This window comes from Pseudodesulfovibrio halophilus DSM 5663 (genome assembly GCF_059568665.1).
The window spans coordinates 80,320-98,553 of the sequence record NZ_JCANTV010000008.1; the positions used below are offsets into that span (position 1 = coordinate 80,320).

Sequence of the window (18,234 nt, forward strand, 5' to 3'; positions counted from 1 at the left end):
TTTTTCGCAGTCGGAAAAGAAAAGGCCCGCCGTCTCCGGCGGGCCTTGCTTGTCTTTCGGGTGTTGGCTCCGTCTAGTATTCCATGTCCAGTTCATCCACGTTGTGCGTGGCGAAGGTCTTGTAGGCCCAGAACTGGTAGGCGATGACGATGGGCACGAACACCAGCGCCACGCCGAGCATGATGGTCAGGGTCAGCTCGCTGGACGAGGAGTTCATGATGGTCAGACTGCGCCCGGGGTTCGGGTTGGACAGGATGATCGTCGGGAACAGCCCGGTCACGCCGAACAGCGCCGTGCCCACGATGAACAGGGACGAAGAGCCCCAGGCCTTCCACCACGAGCCTGCGCCCATGTAGCTGCGCATGAGCACCAGCCCCGCCACGGGCAGCGCCAGAATCGGCAGCAGCCACGGGTGGGCGAGGTAGTTGCTGAACAGCTTGGTCTGGACCGCGGAGTAGACCAGAAACGCCACGGTGAGCAGCACCAGCAGGGGCCAGAGCTTCACCGCCAGATTCTCGGCGCGGGCCTTGACCGGGCCGACGCCGCGGATGGAGAGCCACAGCGAGCCGTGCATGAGGAACATCACGAGGAACAGCACGCCCCCCGCCAGTCCGTAAGGGTTGATCAGGCCGAACAGTCCTGCCTGCGAGAAGCCGGTCTCGTCCAGGGGCAGCCCCTGAAAGAGGTTGGCGAAGGCCACGCCGAGCAGCACGGCGGGCAGGAACGAGCCGATGAAGTGGCAGCCGTCCCAGAGTTTGCGCCACGCGGTATTCTCGATCTTCGAGCGGAACTCGAAGGATACCCCGCGCAGGATCAGGGCGAAGAGCAGCAGCATCAGCGCCGTGTACAGCCCGCTGAACATCTTGGCGTAGGCCAGCGGGAAAGCGGCGAAGGTGACGCCGCCCGCGGCGATGAGCCAGACCTCGTTGCCGTCCCAGAAGGGCCCCTGCGCGTTGTAGATGACCCGTTTTTCCGCGTCGTTCTTTGCGAGGAACGGCATGAGCGTTCCGGAGCCGAGGTCGAAGCCGTCGAGCATGAAGTATACCGACCAGAGAACGCCCCAGAGGACGAACCAGACGGTGGCAAGAAGATAGTGAGTCGGTTCCATGATTCTTCTCCTGTGATTCCCTGGGTTAGCCTTCTTCGGGTTCCGGACCCTGTCTGGCGAAGCGGATCATGAGCCAGATGCCGGCGATGCCGAGCAGCGTGTAGATGGCGCACATGGTGATGAAGGAGAAGCCGACCTGCCCGGCGGTCACCGGGGACACGGCGTCGGAAGTCTTCATCAGCCCGTAGACGATCCACGGCTGGCGGCCCACCTCGGCCACGATCCAGCCCATCTGCATGGCGAGGTAGGGAACCGGAATGAGGAACGGCAGCACCTTGAGGAACCTGGGAAAGTCTTCGATGCGCTTGCGCATGAGCCACGCAAAGCCCGCCACCGCGATCATCAGGGTGCCGAAGCCGACCATGCCCCTGAAGGCCATGAAGGTCAGCGTCACCGGAGGGCGCTCGTCTTCGGGGACGTCGTTGAGGCCCATGACTTCAGCGGAAGGATCGTTGTAGGCGAGGATGCTCAGCAGTCCCGGAATGGGCAGGGCTTCGAGTTTGTTGCCGTCCTGTCCGGGAATCTGCAGCAGGTACATGGGCGCGTAGGTGCTGGTCTCCCAGTGGGATTCCATGGCCGCCAGCTTGACGGGCTGCACCTCGGCCACGTGGTTGCCGTGTGCGTGTCCCTGCACCGCCACCAGAACCGTGGCCACGAGGCCCAGTGTGGCGCTGATGCGGAAGGACTTGCGGAAGAAGTCGACATGGCTCTTGCGGTACAGGTGCCATGCGGAAATGCCCATGACGAAGAACGCGGCCACGCAGAAGGCGCCCAGCACGTTGTGCATGAACTGGTGCCACGCGAACATGTTGGTGATGACTTCGGTGAAGTTTTCGAGTTCTGCCCGGCCGTTGCGCATCACGTATCCCACGGGATGCTGCATGAAGCCGTTGGCGATGAGAATCCAGATGGCGGAAAGATTGCTCGCACCGGCCACACACCATGCGGCGATCATGTGCGCCTTGGGAGACAGGCGCTTCCAGCCGAAGTGCCATACGCCGATGAAGGTGGATTCGAGGAAGAAGGCCGCCGTGGCCTCGATGGCCAGCAGCGATCCGAAAATGTCGCCCACATAGGCGGAGTATCCGGCCCAGTTGGTGCCGAACTGGAATTCGAGCGTGATCCCCGTCACCACGCCCAGCGCAAAGTTGATGAGGAAGAGTTTTCCCCAGAATTTCGCCATTCTGCGATACACTTCCTTGCCGGTGCGCACGTAGGCGGTCTCCATGCACGCAATAACCACGGAGAGCCCGAGCGTAAGCGGCACGAAGATGAAGTGGAACGCGGTTGCCGCGGCGAATTGCAACCTTGAAAGCATGAGAACGTCCATTGCAAACCCCCTGATAATGATATTTCAGGCACACTTATAGCCCGAATCGAGCAATATGTTCAATCGTTTTTGCATCATACCCACGCAGTCAGAGAAATCAATAAAAATTATCATTCCTGACTGCGTGAGTCGCAGGGCTACTCGTTGCGCATGTTCAGGGGCTGCCCGGTGGATTCGAGCACGGCCCGCCAATAGTTGGAGCAGGTGTTGATGCGCTTGCGGCGCTTGGTCACCAGTTCCATGGGGATGTGCACATACCGGCCGTTCCAGCGGGAGATGACCAGCCCGGTGCGGCCGATCATGGCCGCGTGCACGGCGTGGATGCCGAGGAACGAGCAGTAGATGCGGTCATTGGAGTTGGCCGGGATGGAACGGATGATGTAACTCGGATCGATGTACTTCAGGGTCAGTTCGATGCCGAGCTCCTCGAAGTGTTTCTTGATCTCCGTGCGCAGCACCGTGGAGATGTCGCCGAGGACCACGTTGCCGGACTTGTCCTTGGCTCCTGTCTGCCCGATGATGTCCTGTCCCGCGCCTTCAGCCAGCACGATTACGGCGTGTCCGCGCCGCTTCATGCGCTCTTCGAGATGAGCGAGGAAGCCGTTGTCGCCGTAAAGGTCGAACGGCTCCTCGGGGATCAGCACGAAGTTCACATCCTGCAGGGCCATGGCGCTCTGGGCTGCGATGAAGCCGGATTCGCGGCCCATGAGCTTGACCAGCCCGATTCCCCACGGTGCGCCGTTGGCCTCCACGTGGGCGCAGCGGATGGCCTCCGTGGCCTTTTCCACCGCCGTGTCGAAGCCGAAGGACGGCGAGGCGAAGTTGATGTCGTTGTCGATGGTCTTGGGCAGGCCCACGATGGAAATGGACAGCTTGCGCTTGGCGATCTCCTTCTGGATGGCCTCGGCGGCGTGCATGGTGCCGTCGCCGCCGATCATGAAGAGCATGGAGATGTTCATGCGCTCCAGCGCGTCCACGATCTGGTCCACGGGCTGCGGTCCCCGGGAGCTTCCGAGGATGGTGCCGCCGAATTCGTGGATCTGGTTCACGCTTTCCGGCGTAAGTTCAATGACGTCGTAGCCGTAATCGGGTATGAAACCCGCAAGGCCGTATTGAATGCCCAGCACGCTGGGCACGTTGTACTCGTGATGGGCGGTCATGACGATGGACCGGATGACGTCGTTGAGGCCCGGGCAGAGGCCGCCGCAGGTGACGATGGCGCACTTGGCCTTCTTGGGGTCGAAGTAGATCTTCTGGCGCGGACCGGCCAGCTCGAAGTAGATGTGTTCCGGTTCCTTCTTGCGGCCCTTGGTCCTGTCCACGCTCTTGCGGGAGATGTTCACCAGCACGGCGTCATCGTCGTCGACGAAGCGTCCGAAGGTCAGCGGGCTGTCCACGCGGGGGTCGCCCAGCTGCGGGATGGTGGTGTCTCCGGCTTTGTAGATAGGCTCTCGGCAGGTTTTCATGTCGGTGAGTCTCCTTGGGCAGCGGTTGAAGATTTGGCTGCAATGCTATATCCCATTTTAAAGCAGGGCAAATTATATTCCTGTGAAGCGAGCTTCTCATGGCGAAACTGAACTGGAACCCCTGGATGGGGCTCGACGAAAACGGCGACGACACGGAGAGGGGTTTCGAGGAAATCTCCGTGAACACCGACCCCGGAAATGTTTGGTCGCCCGCTGCCGACATGGTGGAGAGCGAACGGCACATCCACATCCTCGTGGAGGTTCCGGGGATGAGTCTCGAGGACATGGTGGTGGAAGTGCACGGCGACGAGCTCGTCGTCTGCGGCCGCCGCTGCTTCGCGCGGGAGGACCGGGACAACGTCTACCATGTGCTGGAGCGCGACTACGGGCCGTTCCTGCGGCGGTTCGCCCTGCCGGTTCGGGTGGACAGCAGGTGCGTGGCCGCGCGTCTGCGCGACGGCCTGCTGACCATCACCATCGCCAAGCGTCCGACCGGACGGCGAACCATCAAAGTCGGGTGACGTAGCACTCTTGAAAAAAGCAGCAGTTCTCCTTTTTCTCCTGCTGGCTCCGAGCATGTTTTCGCCGACCGCTGTCAGCCGGGCGGATGAGCGAATGACAGTGGCCTTCGAGTCCTTTCCTCCATACGAATACATGAAAGACGGCGTGGCCGTGGGCGCCAACGTGGAGGTGATCCGCGAGGCCTGCCGCCGCATGGACGTAACGCCCCATTTCATGCAGCTGCCGTGGCGCAGGGCCCTGCTGGAACTGCGCGAGGGCGGCGTCGACGTCCTCTCCTCCGGCTTCAGAACCATGGAGCGCGAGGTCTACACCCTGTACCCGAAGCATCCGCTTGCCAGAGAGCGGGTCGTTGTCGTCGGGAGAAGCGGCGAGGGCGTGCGCGTGGGGTCGCTGAACGACCTCAGGGGGCTTCGCGTGGGGGTGGTCCGGCAGCACTCCTACGGGCAGGAGTTCGACAGCATGCGCGGGCTGGACAAGGACTACAGCACGGATGTGGTGGCCCAGCTCAGGAAGCTGTCCCGCGGTCGGACCGACGTGGCGCTGGTGAACCTGCGGGTTTTCGGCTCCCAGTCCGAACGCCACGCGATTGAGGGGCTTGAGGTGCTGTACACCATCGGCCGCACCGAATTGTTCGCCATGTTTTCCCGCGCCGGCGGGAGTCGGGTCCGTTCGCTCTGGGAGCGTTTCGATCAGGTTCTGGGCGAGATGTGGGCCGACGGGTCGGTGAGCGCGATTCATGAACGTTACGGCCTGGGAAATTGACCGGTAACGATTGCCAAGCGCCCGGGGCTGATTATATAAACTGTCTCCCGTTCGCTTGAAGACGGGCAACGATGATTGCAAGGAGACGGACAATACGATGACCAGCCAGATTAAAACCGTGATTCTGCTCGGCCTTCTGACCGGGCTGCTGATGCTTCTTGGCGGCGCGATGGGCGGTCGCGCGGGCCTGATGATCGCCTTTGTCATCGCCATGGTGATGAACGTGGGGAGCTACTGGTATTCCGACAAGCTCGTGCTTTCCATGTACAAGGCAAGGGAACTTTCCCGCGGCGACGCGCCGCATATCCACGCCGTGGTGGAGGAGCTCGCCTCCAACGCGGGCATCCCCAAACCCAAGATATATCTCGTGCCGCAGGACCAGCCCAACGCCTTCGCCACGGGCCGCAATCCGGAAAACGCCGTGGTCGCCGTGACCAGCGGCATCGTGCGCATTCTGGACCCGGAGGAGCTGCGCGGCGTGATCGCCCACGAGATCGGCCACATCGTCAACCGCGACATTCTCATCCAGACCATCGCGGCCGTGCTCGGCGGCGCCATCGTCTTTCTCGCCACCATGCTTCAGTGGACCGCCATCTTCGGCATCGGCGGCGGTGACGACGATGAAGGCGCCAACCCCATCGCGGCCATCGCCATGGCCATGCTCGCGCCCGTCGCGGCGACGCTGATCCAGATGGCCATCTCCCGCTCCCGCGAGTATCTCGCCGACGAGACCGGCGCGAAGCTCTCCAGCAAGCCCAAATCGCTGGCCTCGGCGCTGGGCAAGCTCTCCAGCGCCGCTTCGCAGGTGCCCATGAAGGGCAGCCCGGCAACGGAGAACATGTTCATCGTCTCGCCGTTTTCCGGCGGCAAGCAGATGGCGAATCTTTTCAGCACCCACCCGCCCGTGGAGGAGCGCATCCGCAGGCTGAACCAGATGGCGGGAGGCCGATAGGGATGCGGGCCCTCTGGCTGCTGGTCGCACTGCTGACGATCGCTCCCGCGCCTCTTGCCCGTGCCGACGACGGTCTTGCGGCGCGGCGAACCCCGGTGGTGCGCGCAGTGGAGCGCGTCAGTCCGGCCGTCGTGAACATCACGGCGGTCTCGGAGACCACCACCAGCGCCTTCCCGTTCCCCAACGACGCCATAGGCCGCTGGTTCGAGATGTTCAACAACCTGCCCAAGCGCAAGCAACAGCGGAACAGTCTCGGCTCCGGCGTCATCATCGACGGCGACCGAGCGCTGGTGCTCACCAACGCCCACGTGGTGGCCGGGGCCGACTCCATCAAGGTGCGACTCAACGACGCCAGAACCTTCGACGCGGAGCTGCTCGGCGCGAACCTCGACTTCGACCTCGCGGTGCTGCGGCTGAAACAGGCCAAACGGTTGCCGGAAGTTCCCATGGGCCACTCCGACGACATCCTGATCGGCGAGACCGTGGTCGCCATCGGCAACCCTTACGGCTTCAGCCATACCGTGACCACCGGAGTGGTCTCGGCGCTCAACCGCTCCATTCGCACCAAGCGCGGAGCCATGGGCAACTTCATCCAGACCGATGCGGCCATCAACCCCGGCAACTCCGGCGGGCCGCTGCTCAACCTCAACGGCGAGCTCATCGGCGTGAACACCGCCATCTTTGCCAAGGGCGAGGGCATCGGGTTTGCCATCCCCATCAACAAGGCGCGCGTGGTGGTGGAGGAACTGCTCACCACCGGCACCGTGGCCCCTGTCTGGCTCGGCGTCTCCGGGCAGGACATCGATCAGGGCACGGCGCACTATTTTTCCCTGCCCTCGCTCAACGGCCTGCTCGTGGCGGAAGTGTACGAGGACACCCCCGCGGCCGGGGCCGGGCTGCGACCCGGCGACGTCCTGCTGACCCTCAACGGGAACAGGGTCCTCGACCGCGACGACTATCTGCTCAAGATGCGCGGGCTGACCCGCAAGGAGACGATCCGGCTGGAGGTGTTCCGGCAGGGCAAGCGGATCAGCGTCGAGCTGCGTCCGCAGGCGGTGGACCGCGACATGGCGCTCAAGCTGGCGCGGCAGCTCTGGGGACTCTCCCTGAGCCGCTCCAACAGTGGCGGCGTCCGCGTCTCCGCAGTGGAAAAGGGAAGCCCCGCCGCGAGGCTCGGCATCAAGCGGGGCGACGTCATACATCGTATAGGCAACGTGGGTCTTCGCGGCATGGACGACGTGGTCAGAGCGGTTCTCATGAACCGGCTGCAGGCCACGGTTTTCCTGAACGTGCGCCGCGGCGGCAAGCTGTACCACGTCCCACTGCAACTCTAACAGGAGCTGACGGCCATAGACCCCTATCGACGATACTGGAACGAGGCGGGTGCGACCAGAACCTTCACCACCCCCTTCGACCTGAAACTGTTCACAAGGCACGTCCCCTCGCACGCTCCGGTGCTCGACTTCGGCTGCGGCTACGGCCGTACCGTGGCGGAACTGCGTGACGCAGGCTATACCTCGCTCGTCGGCGCCGACATCTCCCTCTCGCTGGTGGAACGAGGGCTGCGCGAGCATCCCGACCTTGATCTGCGCCACATGCCCGACGACTGCCTCCCGTTCGATGACGAATCGTTCGACGGCGTGCTCATGCTGGGCGTGCTGACCTGCATCCCGAGCACGGCGGATCAGGAGCAGTGCATCGCAGAAGCCTGCCGCGTGCTGCGTCCGGGTGGATACCTCTACATCAACGACTTTCTGCTCAACAACGACCGCCGCAATCTGGACCGGTACGCAGAAGGGCAGAGGAAGTACAAGGTCTACGGCATGTTCGACATCGAGGACGGCGGCACCTTCCGTCATCACGAGATGGACCACCTGACCTCGCTGTTTTCGTGCATGGAGCTGCTGCATGTCGAGGAGACCGTCTTCGAGACCATGCAGGGGCACATCTCCAACGGCTGCCGGATGCTGGGCCGGAAGAAGTAGACGAAAAAAGCGACAAGACCTTTCAACGTGAAAACGGGCGACGCGGTACATCCGCGTCGCCCGTTTTCCTTTCAGGGGATTGAATCGGCTCTAGTTCACGTAGACCTTGAGCCGCTGATTCACATAGATGGTGTTGCGGTTCAGCTTGTTCCACTTGCGCAGCTGGGCCACGGTGCAGCCGAACCGGCGGGCGATGCTGATGAGGTTGTCGCCCCGGCGCACCTTGTACTTCACCAGCTTGGCGCGGACTTCTCCGGCACCCTTCTTGGCCTGCTTGGTCGCCTTGGCTCCGGCATTGGGGATGTACAGGCGCATGCCCGGCTTGATCCTGCGGGAGTTGACGATGCCGTTGCTGCGCTTGAGCGTGTTCACGCTGACGCCGAAGGTGCGCGCAATGGACCACAGGGTGTCGCCCCTGCGGATGACGTAGGCGCCCTTGGAGTTGGCGATGCGGCGACGCTTGCTGCTGGAGGCCGAGGCCACCGAGCGGCGGGAACCCTTGCCCGGGACCATTACGGTCTGACGCGGACGCAGGATGTTGGAGCGGCGATTGTTGATCTTCTTGAGCACCGAGATGGGCACGCCGAAACGGCGGGATATCTTCCACCAGGAGTCGCCGCGGCGCACGCGGTAGGTCAGGTAGCCTGCGTAGGGCTGCGACTTGGGATTCTCAAGGTAGGCCACCATCTTGGGCGCTTCCTTGGCCGGAAGATACGCGGTGGTGGTCCAGTGGGGGGGGCTGACCTGCCTGCGGTAGGCGGGGTTGAGCTTGTGGAACTCCTTCCAGCTCAGGCCGCCTGCGCGGGCCAGCGCCAGCAGATCGGTGCCGCCGGGCACCTCGACGGGAGTCAGGTTCGGTTCACGGTCCCAGCGGACGGGGTCGAAACCGAGGGTGTCGAGGTTCTGGAATATCTTGGAAAGGGCAATGAATTTGGGAACGTAGTGGCGGGTTTCCTTGCGCAGCCTGTAACGGTATTTGAGCTTGCGGTTGTTCTTGGTAAGCTCGAAGAAATCGTTGCAGTTGGTCTTGCGCAGGGCGCGGGATATCTTGCCTTCACCGGCATTGTAGCCGGCAAGGGCCAGGTACCAGTCGCCGAAGCGTTCGTGCAGATCCTCGAGGTATTCGAGGGCAGCGCGCGTGGCCTTGTAGGGGTCGCGACGTTCGTCGATCCACCAGTCGATGCGCAGGCCGTACTTGCGGCCCGTGCCCTTGATGAACTGCCACATGCCGCCGGCCCCGGCCCAGGAATAGGCGTAGGGGTTGTAGCCCGACTCGGCAAAGGGCAGGATGGCGAGATCCTGCGGCATGCCGCGCTTGGTCAGCTCCTGCCGGATGTACGGCAGGTAGGGCTCGGCGCGCTTGAGCCAGCGTTTCATGACGTTGCGCTTCTTGTGAGTGAAATAGGCGAAGTACTGGCTGACTTCCTTCGTCTCACGATAGTCGAGGTCGAACATCAGCCCGAAGCGGGACTCCAGAACGGTCTTCTCCGTTTCCGTGAGAGACTCTTCCTCTTTTTCTTCGGGTTCGGCGTTGACCGCCTCTTCAAGGGGCTGGACAGCCTCGTCCGCCTCGGTGAAGACTTTGGGAAGCTCCTCGTCCTTGGGAGAGGGAGCCTTTTTCTCGGCACAGCCTGCGAGCAGTCCGAGAGCGAGAGTTGCGATCAGAAGACCGCGAAACCATTTATAATCGAGCAAAGTTGCCTCCGTGGTTGCGCCGAACTGTACCAGAAAGGCGCGTTGCAGGGAAGTCTAGAAAACTTCTTGATCTACCTGTTTGGCTGAGAGTACGTGCTATCTCACCTGCGTGCCGATTGCAATAGCGACGGAAAACGACTACTCGGAACACAGGCCGATACGGCTCTCAAACGTCCAAAAGGCGAGATAATGCGAAACAAAAGTGACGATCGCGCCCCTTCGAGGGGCGGCAAGGATTTTGTGGTAGGCACCAAGCCGGTGCTGGAGCTTCTGGAAGCCAACCCGGAACGCGTGGACCACGTCATGTTCAAAAAGGGCAGGCACGACAAGCAGCTGGACCGCATCGTGACCCTGTGCCGCGATAACGGCATTGCTTTCAAATCCGTGCAGACCAAGGACCTGGACCGGGCTTATTCCGGCAACCATCAGGGTGTGGCCGCACAGGTGGCCGCGCTGGAATATACGCCCGTGGAGCAGCTGCTCGAGACAGCCCCGGATGCACCGCTTCCGCTCATCGTCGCGCTTGATCAGGTACAGGACCCGGGCAACGTGGGCGCGCTGGTGCGAACGGTCTACGCCATGGGCGGGGCCGGGGTCATCGTCTGCCGCCACCACGGGGCATACCTCGGGGCCGGTGCGGTCAAGGCCAGCGCGGGGGCGCTCAACCGCCTGCCCGTGGCCAAGGCCAACAACCTCTCCCGCACGCTGGTGGACTGCCGTCAGCATGGCTACGAGATATTCTGCGCCCGTTCAGGCGAGGAATCCGAAAACGCCTTCGACACCAAGCTGAACCTTCCGGCCGTGCTGGTCCTCGGCAACGAGGAGAAGGGCGTACGGCCCGGCGTGGCCAAACAGTGCACCCGCGAGATTTATCTTCCTTTCAAGAGGGACTTCGATTCTCTCAACGTGGCGCAGGCCGGAGCCATGCTCGTGGGCATGTTCTCCCTGCGCAATTCCTAGCCTCGACTGAACACTCGACATCCCATGCGGACCGTCCACCGGGCGGTCCGTTTTTTGTTGTGCATGATTCCCCAGCTCGGTGCCGCGGCTCAATCCAACGCCATGGCAGTGGTTGTGTGACGATTTGCAAATTATAACCCCCTGCGGTTGACAAAAACCTTTGGTAAAGTGAAAGTGAAATCACATTCACCAAGTGGAGGTGTGTCATGGCAAAGCGAATGTCGGGGGAAGAAAGAAGAACACAGGCGGCCGAGGTCGCGCTGAAGCTCGCGGAGGCTGGGCTTTCCGCAGTGACGCTGACAGGCGTCGCCGAGGAGATGGGCGTGGTGCCGTCCGCGCTGTACCGCCATTTCAAGAGCAAGGACGACCTGATGCTGGCCGTGCTGGCGCACATGCGCGGGGTCATGGAGGAAAACGCCAGGGAGGCGGTCAGTGACGCCGTCGACCCGCTGGATGCCCTGCGTCGCCTGTCGCGCCTGCAGGCAGATACCCTGCACAGCCGTCCGGGGGTCATGCATCTGATGTTCTCCGAGGAGATCGTCGGGTCCAGCCCCGAGGTGCGCTCCGGGTTCGACCGCACTTCCGGCAGTTTCCGAGAGCGGGTCCGACTGCTCGTGGAGCATGGGCAGCGTGAGGGCGTGATCCGCGACGATGCCGACTCCACCGACCTCATGTTCATGTTTTTGGGCATCCTGCTGCCGCCGGTCTTTCTGAATCACATCAGCGGCGGATCGTTCGATTTCCGGGAACAGGTCCACCGGAACTGGCGGCTCTTCGAGCAAACCGTGCGCGCACGGAGGGATGACTGATGAAGCGCCTGATTCCCTGTGTTTGTCTCCTGTCGGTGCTGCTGGCTGCCTGCTCCGAGCCGCCGGACTCGTGGCAGGGATACGTGGAAGGTGAATACGTGCACGTGGCCGCCCCCATCGGCGGCAGGTTGCAGACACTTTCGGTGCAGCGCGGGCAGACCGTGGATGCTGGCGCGCCCCTGTTTACGTTGGAGCGACGTTTCGAGGCGGCCGGGGTTGCCGAAGCCGAGGACAACCTGCGTCGCGTCGAGAACGAGCTCGCCAACCTCTCCAAGGGCAAGCGTCCGTCCGAGATCGCCGAAATCGAGGCGCGGCTTCGCAAGGCCCGTGCGTCCATGATTCTTGCCGAGGCCGAATACAAGCGCCGCGAGAAGCTGCTGGAAGAGAAGACCATCTCGGAAGAAGAGCGCGACCGGTCACTTACCGAATACCGAACGGCACGTCAGCAGGTGGCGCAGATCCGCGCCCAGCTCGACACCGCGCGGCTCGGAGCGCGAGAAGACGAGGTGAAGGCAGCGGAGGCCAACGTGAGCGCGGCCCGAGCCAAGCTGGAGCAGGCCCGTTGGAATTTTGAGCAAAAGGCGCAGGACGCTCCGAAAGCCTCGCTGGTGTTCGACACCATCCGCGAGGAAGGCGAATGGGTGCCCGCGGGAAACCCCGTTGTATCCCTGCTGCCGCCGGAAAACCGGATCGTGCGCTTTTTCGTGCCGGAGACCGTGGTTTCGCGGCTGGAGCCGGGCATGGACGCCTCGGTGCGCATGGACGGTCGCAAGGAGCTGCTTCCCATTCGCATCAGCTACGTCGCGCCCGAGGCCGAGTACACGCCGCCGGTGATCTACTCCAGCTCCACCCGCTACAAGCTGGTGTTCATGGTGGAGGCGCGGCCCGTCGAGCCGCAGGACGCGGCGAGGCTCAAGCCGGGGCAGCCGCTGGACGTGCTGCCGCCGCAGGGTGTTCCCGTGGAGGCCGGGCATGAGTGACGAGCGCGTCATCGACGTGAGCGGCGTGACCAAGTCCTTCGGCGACCGCACGGTGGTCAGGGAGGTGGACATGCATGTGTCGCGGGGCGAGATATATGGTTTTCTCGGCCCCAACGGCTCGGGGAAGACCACGTTCATCCGCATGCTCTGTGGACTGCTGGAGCCGGATGCGGGCGAGGGTACCTGCCTCGGCTACGACATCCGTACCGAAGGCGACCGCATCAAGCCGCACGTGGGGTACATGGCCCAGCGCTTCTCCCTGTATGAAGACCTCACCGTGCGCGAGAATCTCGAATTCATGGCCCGTGCATACGGCATGAAAAACGTGAAACGGCACGTGGCGCGGATGCTGGATTCCATGGGGCTGGACCGGTTCGAGAACATCCTTGCCGGGGGCCTCTCGGGCGGCTGGAAGCAGCGACTGGCGCTGGGCGCGAGCATCCTGCACGGGCCGAAACTGCTGCTGCTCGACGAACCCACGGCGGGCGTGGATCCGGGCGCGCGCCGCGACTTCTGGGATGAGGTGCACCGGCTGGCCGCCGAAGAGGGCGTCACCGCGCTCATCAGCACCCACTACATGGACGAGGCGGAGCGCTGCCATCGGCTGGCCTACATCGCCTACGGGGACCTGCTGGTGCGCGGCACGGTGCATGAGATCATCGAACAGTCCGCGCTGGTCACATGGCGAGTCCGGGGACCGAAACTTCACGAGCTGGCGGAAAAGCTCAAGGGCATGGACGGCGTGCGCCAGTCGGCCGCGTTCGGGAATGACCTGCATGTCTCCGGTCCGGACGGCGATCTGCTGGAAAAGGCCATCCGAGCGGCCTCGGGACCGGATCATACGGCGGAGCCGGTGGACACCTCGCTCGAAGAGGTATTCATCGACATGATGCGAAGGAGCGGCAAGCAATGAGTCTCGGACGGTTCAGCTTCAGCCGGTTCGCGGCCATGGCCGCCAAGGAGTTCGTGCAGATGCGGCGCGACCGCCTGACCTTTGCCATGATGATCGGCATTCCGCTCATTCAGCTCATACTCTTCGGGTACGCCATCAATTCGGACCCGCGCCATCTGCCAACGGCCATCCTCTCGGCGGACGAGTCGCCGTATTCGCGTTCCATCGTGGCCGCCATGCAGACCAGCAGCTATTTTGACGTGAACCGCATCATCGACAGCCGGGATCAGGCGCGCGAGGCCATGAACCTCGGCACTCAGCAGTTCGTGCTGACCATTCCGGAGGGCTTCGGCAGAAAGCTCATGCGCGGCGAGCGTCCGGTGCTGCTGCTGGAGGCCGACGCCACCGACCCCTCCGCCACGTCCGGGGCCATCGCCGCCGTGAACCGCGTGGTGACTACGGCCATTGCCCGCGACCTGAAGGGGGCCTTCGGCAGCCTGATTCCGCAACAAGCCCCCGTGGACCTGCGCATCCACCGCGACTTCAATCCGGAGGTGCAGACGCAGTACAACATCGTGCCGGGCCTTATGGGCGTCATCCTGACCCTGACGCTGGTCATGATAACGTCACTGGCCATCACCCGCGAGCGGGAGCGAGGCACCATGGAGAATCTGCTGACAACACCGATCCGACCGCTGGAGGTCATGCTCGGCAAGATCGTGCCGTATATCTTCGTGGGCTACGTGCAGATGGTGCTGATCATGGTGGCGGCCCGGTTCCTGTTCGGGGTGCCTTTCGAGGGCAGCGTGCCACTGGTGTTCCTGCTCTCCGTGGTCTTCATCGCCGCGAACCTGACCGTGGGCGTGACCGTCTCCACCATCGCCAGAAACCAGTTGCAGGCCGTGCAGCTCTCCATCTTCTTTTTCCTGCCGTCGCTGCTGCTCTCGGGTTTCATGTTCCCGTTCCGGGGGATGCCGGAGTGGGCGCAGGGCATCGGTTCCGTGCTGCCCCTGACGCATTACCTGCGGCTGGTGCGCGGGGTGCTGCTCAAGGGCATCGGGCCGCTGGACGCGTTGCATCACGTCTGGCCTGTGGCGATCTTCCTGCTGGCGGTGCTGCTGGTGGGACTCAAGCGATTCAGACGCACGCTGGACTAGTTCGCGTCGGACTCCGTGCGGGAATCCTGAATGAGCCGGTAGCCGTTTTCGAAGAGGTCGACGCAGATATCGGCGAAGCGGGCGTCGTACTGTTGATGACGGGCGGAGCGCAGCTCCCTGAGGGCGGCGTCCACGCCCAGAGCCGGACGGTAGGGCCTGTGCGAGGCCATGGCGTCCACCATGTCCGCCACAGCGATGATCCGTGCCTCGGTGCGGATGGCGTCGCCTTCCAACCCATGGGGGTATCCGGACCCGTCGAGGCGCTCGTGGTGCTGGAGCACGACCTCTGCGATGGGCCACGGGAAATCCACGTGCCGCAGGGTCCCCCAGCCTTTTTCCGGGTGCTCGCGAATGATGTCCATTTCCGCCTCGCTGAGCACGCCGGGCTTGTTGAGGATGCTGAAGGGAACGCCGATCTTGCCGATGTCGTGGACCAGCGCGGCCAGCCGCAGCCCGTGCAACCTGTCGTCGTCGAGCCCGGCCTCGCGGCCGATGGCGGCGCTCAGGCGGGCCACGCGGTTCTGGTGTCCGCAGGTATACGGGTCGCGCGTTTCCACCAGATCCACGAAGGCGCGGATCATCCCCTCCATGGCGGACTGCGTGCGCTTGAGAATCCGCAGCTCCCGGTCGCTCTCGAGAAACGAACGGTAGCGGATCGCTTCGTCTATGGCGTGCTGAAGGTCCTCGGCTTGAAACGGTTTGGCGAGAAAACGGAAGACTCCTCCCTGATTCACCGCGTCCACGGCCGCGCCGAGGTCGGCGTATCCCGTCATGAGGATGCGGATGCAGTCGGGCCTGAGCTCCTGTGCCCGGCGCAGCAGTTCGATGCCGTCCATGCCGGGCATCTTCAGGTCCGTGACAAGCACCGCCGGATTCTCCTGTCTGAGCGTGTCCAGCGCCTTGCCGGGGTTTTCCTCCGTGAGGACCGTGTACTCGGCCTCCCGCAGATGACGCCGCAGCGCGCTGAGAAGATTCTTCTCGTCGTCAACGATGAGAACCCGCGCCGTCATTGCTCTGCGGCCTCCGGAGCAAGCGGGAGCCGAATCTCGAAAGTCGACCCTTCACCGGGCGTGCTGCGAACATTGAGCCTGCCGCCGTGTCCGGTGACGATGACGTTGTGGGCGATGGCAAGCCCCTGTCCCGTGCCGTGCCCCACGTCCTTGGTGGTGAAGAACGGATCGAAGACCCGCTGGCGGACCTCTTCGCTCATGCCTGTGCCGGTGTCCTCGACCTCCATCAGGACCCATTCGTCCTCGTGGCGGGTGCGTATGGTGATGCGTCCCTTCTCGTCGCCGCGTCCGGGCTTGTCGGCGATGGCGTGGGCCGCGTTGATGATCATGTTGAGCAGCACCTGATTGAGCTCGCTTATCTGGCAGTGTACGGCGGGCAGGGAGTCGTCCAGGTCCGTCTCCAGGTCCGCCACGTACTTCCACTCGTTGCGGGCCACGTTGACGGTGTTGCGGATGCCTTCATTGAGGTCGGAAGGCTTCATGCCTTCGTCGCCGGGGTGGGAGAACTCCTTCATGGAGCGGACGATCTCCGCCACGCGGGCAGCGCCCTGAGTGGACTGTTGAAGCGCCTGTGGAATCTCCTCGTACATGAAGTCGAGGTCGGCCTCTTCGGCGATCTTTCTGATGGTCTGACGCGCCTGTTCAGCCTCCTCTCCGGAGAGCTTTTCCACTTGTTCGAGGGCCGTGTCCAGAACCTGCTTGACCTGCCCGAACGCCTCGTCGAGGAAGTGCAGGTTGTCGCCAACGTACTGGATGGGTGTGTTGATCTCGTGGGCGATGCCGGCGGCAAGCTGGCCGATGGATTCCAGCTTCTGGCTGTGTCGGATCTGGGCCTCGTTTTCCACCCGCTTCGTGATGTCGCGAGCCACGGCAACGTAGTTCACGATCTTGCCGTCATCGTCCTTGACCGGCCCCACGGTGCATTCCTGCTGGTAGATGCTGCCGTCCTTGCGGCGGTTGCGAAACTGTCCGTTCCAGATCCGGCCTTCGGAAATGGTCTTCCAGAAATCCTCGTAGAACTGGGGATCGTGCTCACCGCTCTTGAGCAGGGAGGGCTTGTTTCCGATGGCCTCCTTGCGCGTGTATCCGGTGACGGTCTCGAAGGCGGGGTTGACGTATTCGATCACCCCGTCGGCGTCGGTGATGATGACTACCTCGGCGGCCTGATCCAGCGCCTTGGCGAGCCTGCGGCTGCGGGCCTCGGCGTCCTTGATGGCGGTGATGTCAGTGAACGTGCCCACGATGCCTACCGGCTTGTTGACGTCTTCCCCCATGGGGACGGCCATGCCCAGAACCCAGAACTCGCGGCCGCCGCGGGCGATGATCCGGAACTCCGAGCGGCTGCTGCGCTTTCGACTCGCGCCGCCGAGCCAGTTGTCCCGTACCCGCTTGCGATCTTCGGGGTGGACCATCTTCATCCACCCCTCCGAGAGCAGCTGAATGAGCGTGGTGCCGAACATGGTCAGGAATTGATCGTTGGCATAGGCGGGGTTGCCGTGCAGGTCGGTGATGAGAATGCCCACCGGGCTGGCCGCGGCGATGCTGCGGAAGCGGCTCTCGCTCTCGCGTCGCGCGGCTTCGGCCCGCTTGGTGGCGGTGATGTCGTTCCCAACGGCGAGGATTTGCGTGAGCCGCCCCTGTTCGTTGGTCATCGGGGAGAAGGTCCACGCGAACCAGACGGGGTGCCCCTTGCATGTGGGGCAGTTCATCTCCAGAGAGACGGATGACGCGCTGGAGGCGAGCTGGTTCACCATGGAAGAGAACTCCGCCCGGTTTTTTTCATCGTCGGGAAAGACGAACCCGAAGACCGGTCGGTTCTCTTTATCCTCGTCCGGGCTGAAGAGGTTGGCACCGTACTGGTTCAGGAAGCGGATTTTACCCTCCGGAGAGAGGCGCATGATGACGCTGCCGCTGCTTTCCACGAGATTGCGGTAGCTGTCGCGGTTGTGCCGCAGGCTGTCGAGCAGCGGCTCTCCGGTCCGCACGAGGACTATCATGCACAGCAGGGCGAGGCCGACCCCGGTGACGAGGGCGATGGCGCCGCCTTCGAGCAATGGACCGCGGATGATTTCGAGGTTGATCTTGACCACCATCCCCAGCCTGACGTTCTGGTCCAGTTGGAGAGGTTTGTAGGCGGCCAGCACGGCGGGTTCGCCACGCGCGTCCACAGTGGTCACGCCCTGTTCGCCCGCCAGGGCCAGTGCCATGGGTTTGCCGAGTCCCTTGCCGAAGGCCAGACTGGAGAGCTCGAGTTCCGTATCGCGCACCAGCTGACCGTTGACCACCATGAAGCGGATGCCGCCGGTCTGTTCCACCCGGACGGCGATGCTGCTCTTGGGTGCGGATTTGGCGAGCGTGGACTGGGCGAAGGCTACCTGCCCGATGGTGGCGTCAAGGGCACGGTCCTTGTGCATGATGCTGAGGTTGGAACGGTACATTTCGCGTATCATGGCGCTGTCCTTGAGCAGGCTGCGCCAGATCCATTCGCGGTGCTGCGAATAGGCGGACTCGTACTGGACATAGAAGGATATCGCCGCAACAGCCACGATGGCCGCGGCCAGCGTGGCGCCGAAAATCCAGATGTTGCTTTTGGTCAGTCGCATCCC

The 18,234-nt window shown here is 63.1% G+C and carries 16 protein-coding genes; 10 read left to right on the forward strand and 6 right to left on the reverse strand.

The features are described 5' to 3' along the window. Positions 1 to 73 precede the first annotated feature (73 nt). The 3 genes from cydB to BR24_RS02490 all read right to left on the reverse strand — a co-directional run bounded on the left by cydB (position 74) and on the right by BR24_RS02490 (position 3,904). A complete protein-coding gene (gene cydB / locus BR24_RS02480) occupies positions 74 to 1,108 on the reverse strand; it encodes a cytochrome d ubiquinol oxidase subunit II (protein WP_496539927.1) in 1,035 nt (344 codons plus the stop codon). A gap of 25 nt (positions 1,109 to 1,133) precedes the next feature. Next, complete coding sequence (locus tag BR24_RS02485) at positions 1,134 to 2,438, reverse strand: cytochrome ubiquinol oxidase subunit I (RefSeq protein WP_496539928.1); 1,305 nt, start codon at positions 2,436 to 2,438, stop codon at positions 1,134 to 1,136. 137 nt (positions 2,439 to 2,575) lie between these two features. Then, positions 2,576 to 3,904, reverse strand: a complete 1,329-nt coding sequence (locus BR24_RS02490) for an ATP-dependent 6-phosphofructokinase (RefSeq protein ID WP_496539929.1) — start codon at positions 3,902 to 3,904, stop codon at positions 2,576 to 2,578. 98 nt (positions 3,905 to 4,002) lie between these two features. Here BR24_RS02490 and BR24_RS02495 point away from each other — a divergent pair, with 98 nt between their 5' ends. From BR24_RS02495 to BR24_RS02515, 5 genes are all read left to right on the forward strand, one after another. After that, entirely contained in the window at positions 4,003 to 4,425 is a 423-nt protein-coding gene (locus BR24_RS02495) for an Hsp20/alpha crystallin family protein (protein WP_496539930.1), read from the forward strand. Positions 4,426 to 4,519: 94 nt separating this feature from the next. After that, the gene (locus tag BR24_RS02500) at positions 4,520 to 5,188 is read left to right on the forward strand and encodes a substrate-binding periplasmic protein (RefSeq protein WP_496539931.1); all 669 of its coding nucleotides are present in this window, start codon (positions 4,520 to 4,522) and stop codon (positions 5,186 to 5,188) included. 97 nt (positions 5,189 to 5,285) lie between these two features. Continuing rightward, the gene (locus tag BR24_RS02505) at positions 5,286 to 6,140 is read left to right on the forward strand and encodes a zinc metalloprotease HtpX (RefSeq protein WP_496539932.1); all 855 of its coding nucleotides are present in this window, start codon (positions 5,286 to 5,288) and stop codon (positions 6,138 to 6,140) included. A 2-nt stretch (positions 6,141 to 6,142) separates the two neighbouring features. Beyond that, the gene (locus BR24_RS02510) at positions 6,143 to 7,474 is read left to right on the forward strand and encodes a trypsin-like peptidase domain-containing protein (RefSeq protein ID WP_496539933.1); all 1,332 of its coding nucleotides are present in this window, start codon (positions 6,143 to 6,145) and stop codon (positions 7,472 to 7,474) included. Between the two features lie 87 nt (positions 7,475 to 7,561). Next, on the forward strand, positions 7,562 to 8,125 hold the full coding sequence (locus BR24_RS02515) for a class I SAM-dependent methyltransferase (RefSeq protein ID WP_496540351.1): 564 nt from the start codon (positions 7,562 to 7,564) through the stop codon (positions 8,123 to 8,125). A 90-nt stretch (positions 8,126 to 8,215) separates the two neighbouring features. On the opposite strand, the gene BR24_RS02520 is transcribed toward BR24_RS02515, so the two are convergent. Then, positions 8,216 to 9,820, reverse strand: a complete 1,605-nt coding sequence (locus BR24_RS02520) for a lytic transglycosylase (protein ID WP_496539934.1) — start codon at positions 9,818 to 9,820, stop codon at positions 8,216 to 8,218. 189 nt (positions 9,821 to 10,009) lie between these two features. Here BR24_RS02520 and rlmB point away from each other — a divergent pair, with 189 nt between their 5' ends. The 5 genes from rlmB (at position 10,010) to BR24_RS02545 (ending at position 14,618) form a co-directional block, all read left to right on the forward strand. Beyond that, on the forward strand, positions 10,010 to 10,780 hold the full coding sequence (gene rlmB / locus BR24_RS02525; protein WP_496539935.1) for a 23S rRNA (guanosine(2251)-2'-O)-methyltransferase RlmB: 771 nt from the start codon (positions 10,010 to 10,012) through the stop codon (positions 10,778 to 10,780). A 206-nt stretch (positions 10,781 to 10,986) separates the two neighbouring features. Then, positions 10,987 to 11,589 (forward strand): TetR/AcrR family transcriptional regulator, encoded by a 603-nt coding sequence (locus BR24_RS02530; RefSeq protein WP_496539936.1) that lies wholly within the window; start codon positions 10,987 to 10,989, stop codon positions 11,587 to 11,589. Beyond that, positions 11,589 to 12,569: an HlyD family secretion protein gene (locus BR24_RS02535; protein WP_496539937.1), complete on the forward strand. Its 981-nt coding sequence runs from the start codon at positions 11,589 to 11,591 to the stop codon at positions 12,567 to 12,569. The genes BR24_RS02530 and BR24_RS02535 overlap by 1 nt, the downstream gene beginning before the upstream one ends. Then, a complete protein-coding gene (locus BR24_RS02540; RefSeq protein WP_496539938.1) occupies positions 12,562 to 13,482 on the forward strand; it encodes an ABC transporter ATP-binding protein in 921 nt (306 codons plus the stop codon). The genes BR24_RS02535 and BR24_RS02540 overlap by 8 nt, the downstream gene beginning before the upstream one ends. Then, complete coding sequence (locus tag BR24_RS02545) at positions 13,479 to 14,618, forward strand: ABC transporter permease (protein WP_496539939.1); 1,140 nt, start codon at positions 13,479 to 13,481, stop codon at positions 14,616 to 14,618. The genes BR24_RS02540 and BR24_RS02545 overlap by 4 nt, the downstream gene beginning before the upstream one ends. On the opposite strand, the gene BR24_RS02550 is transcribed toward BR24_RS02545, so the two are convergent. Both BR24_RS02550 and BR24_RS02555 read right to left on the reverse strand, forming a co-directional pair. Then, complete coding sequence (locus BR24_RS02550; RefSeq protein ID WP_496539940.1) at positions 14,615 to 15,628, reverse strand: HD-GYP domain-containing protein; 1,014 nt, start codon at positions 15,626 to 15,628, stop codon at positions 14,615 to 14,617. The genes BR24_RS02545 and BR24_RS02550 overlap by 4 nt on opposite strands. Further along, positions 15,625 to 18,231 (reverse strand): PAS domain-containing sensor histidine kinase, encoded by a 2,607-nt coding sequence (locus BR24_RS02555; RefSeq protein WP_496539941.1) that lies wholly within the window; start codon positions 18,229 to 18,231, stop codon positions 15,625 to 15,627. The genes BR24_RS02550 and BR24_RS02555 overlap by 4 nt, the downstream gene beginning before the upstream one ends. Positions 18,232 to 18,234 lie beyond the last annotated feature (3 nt).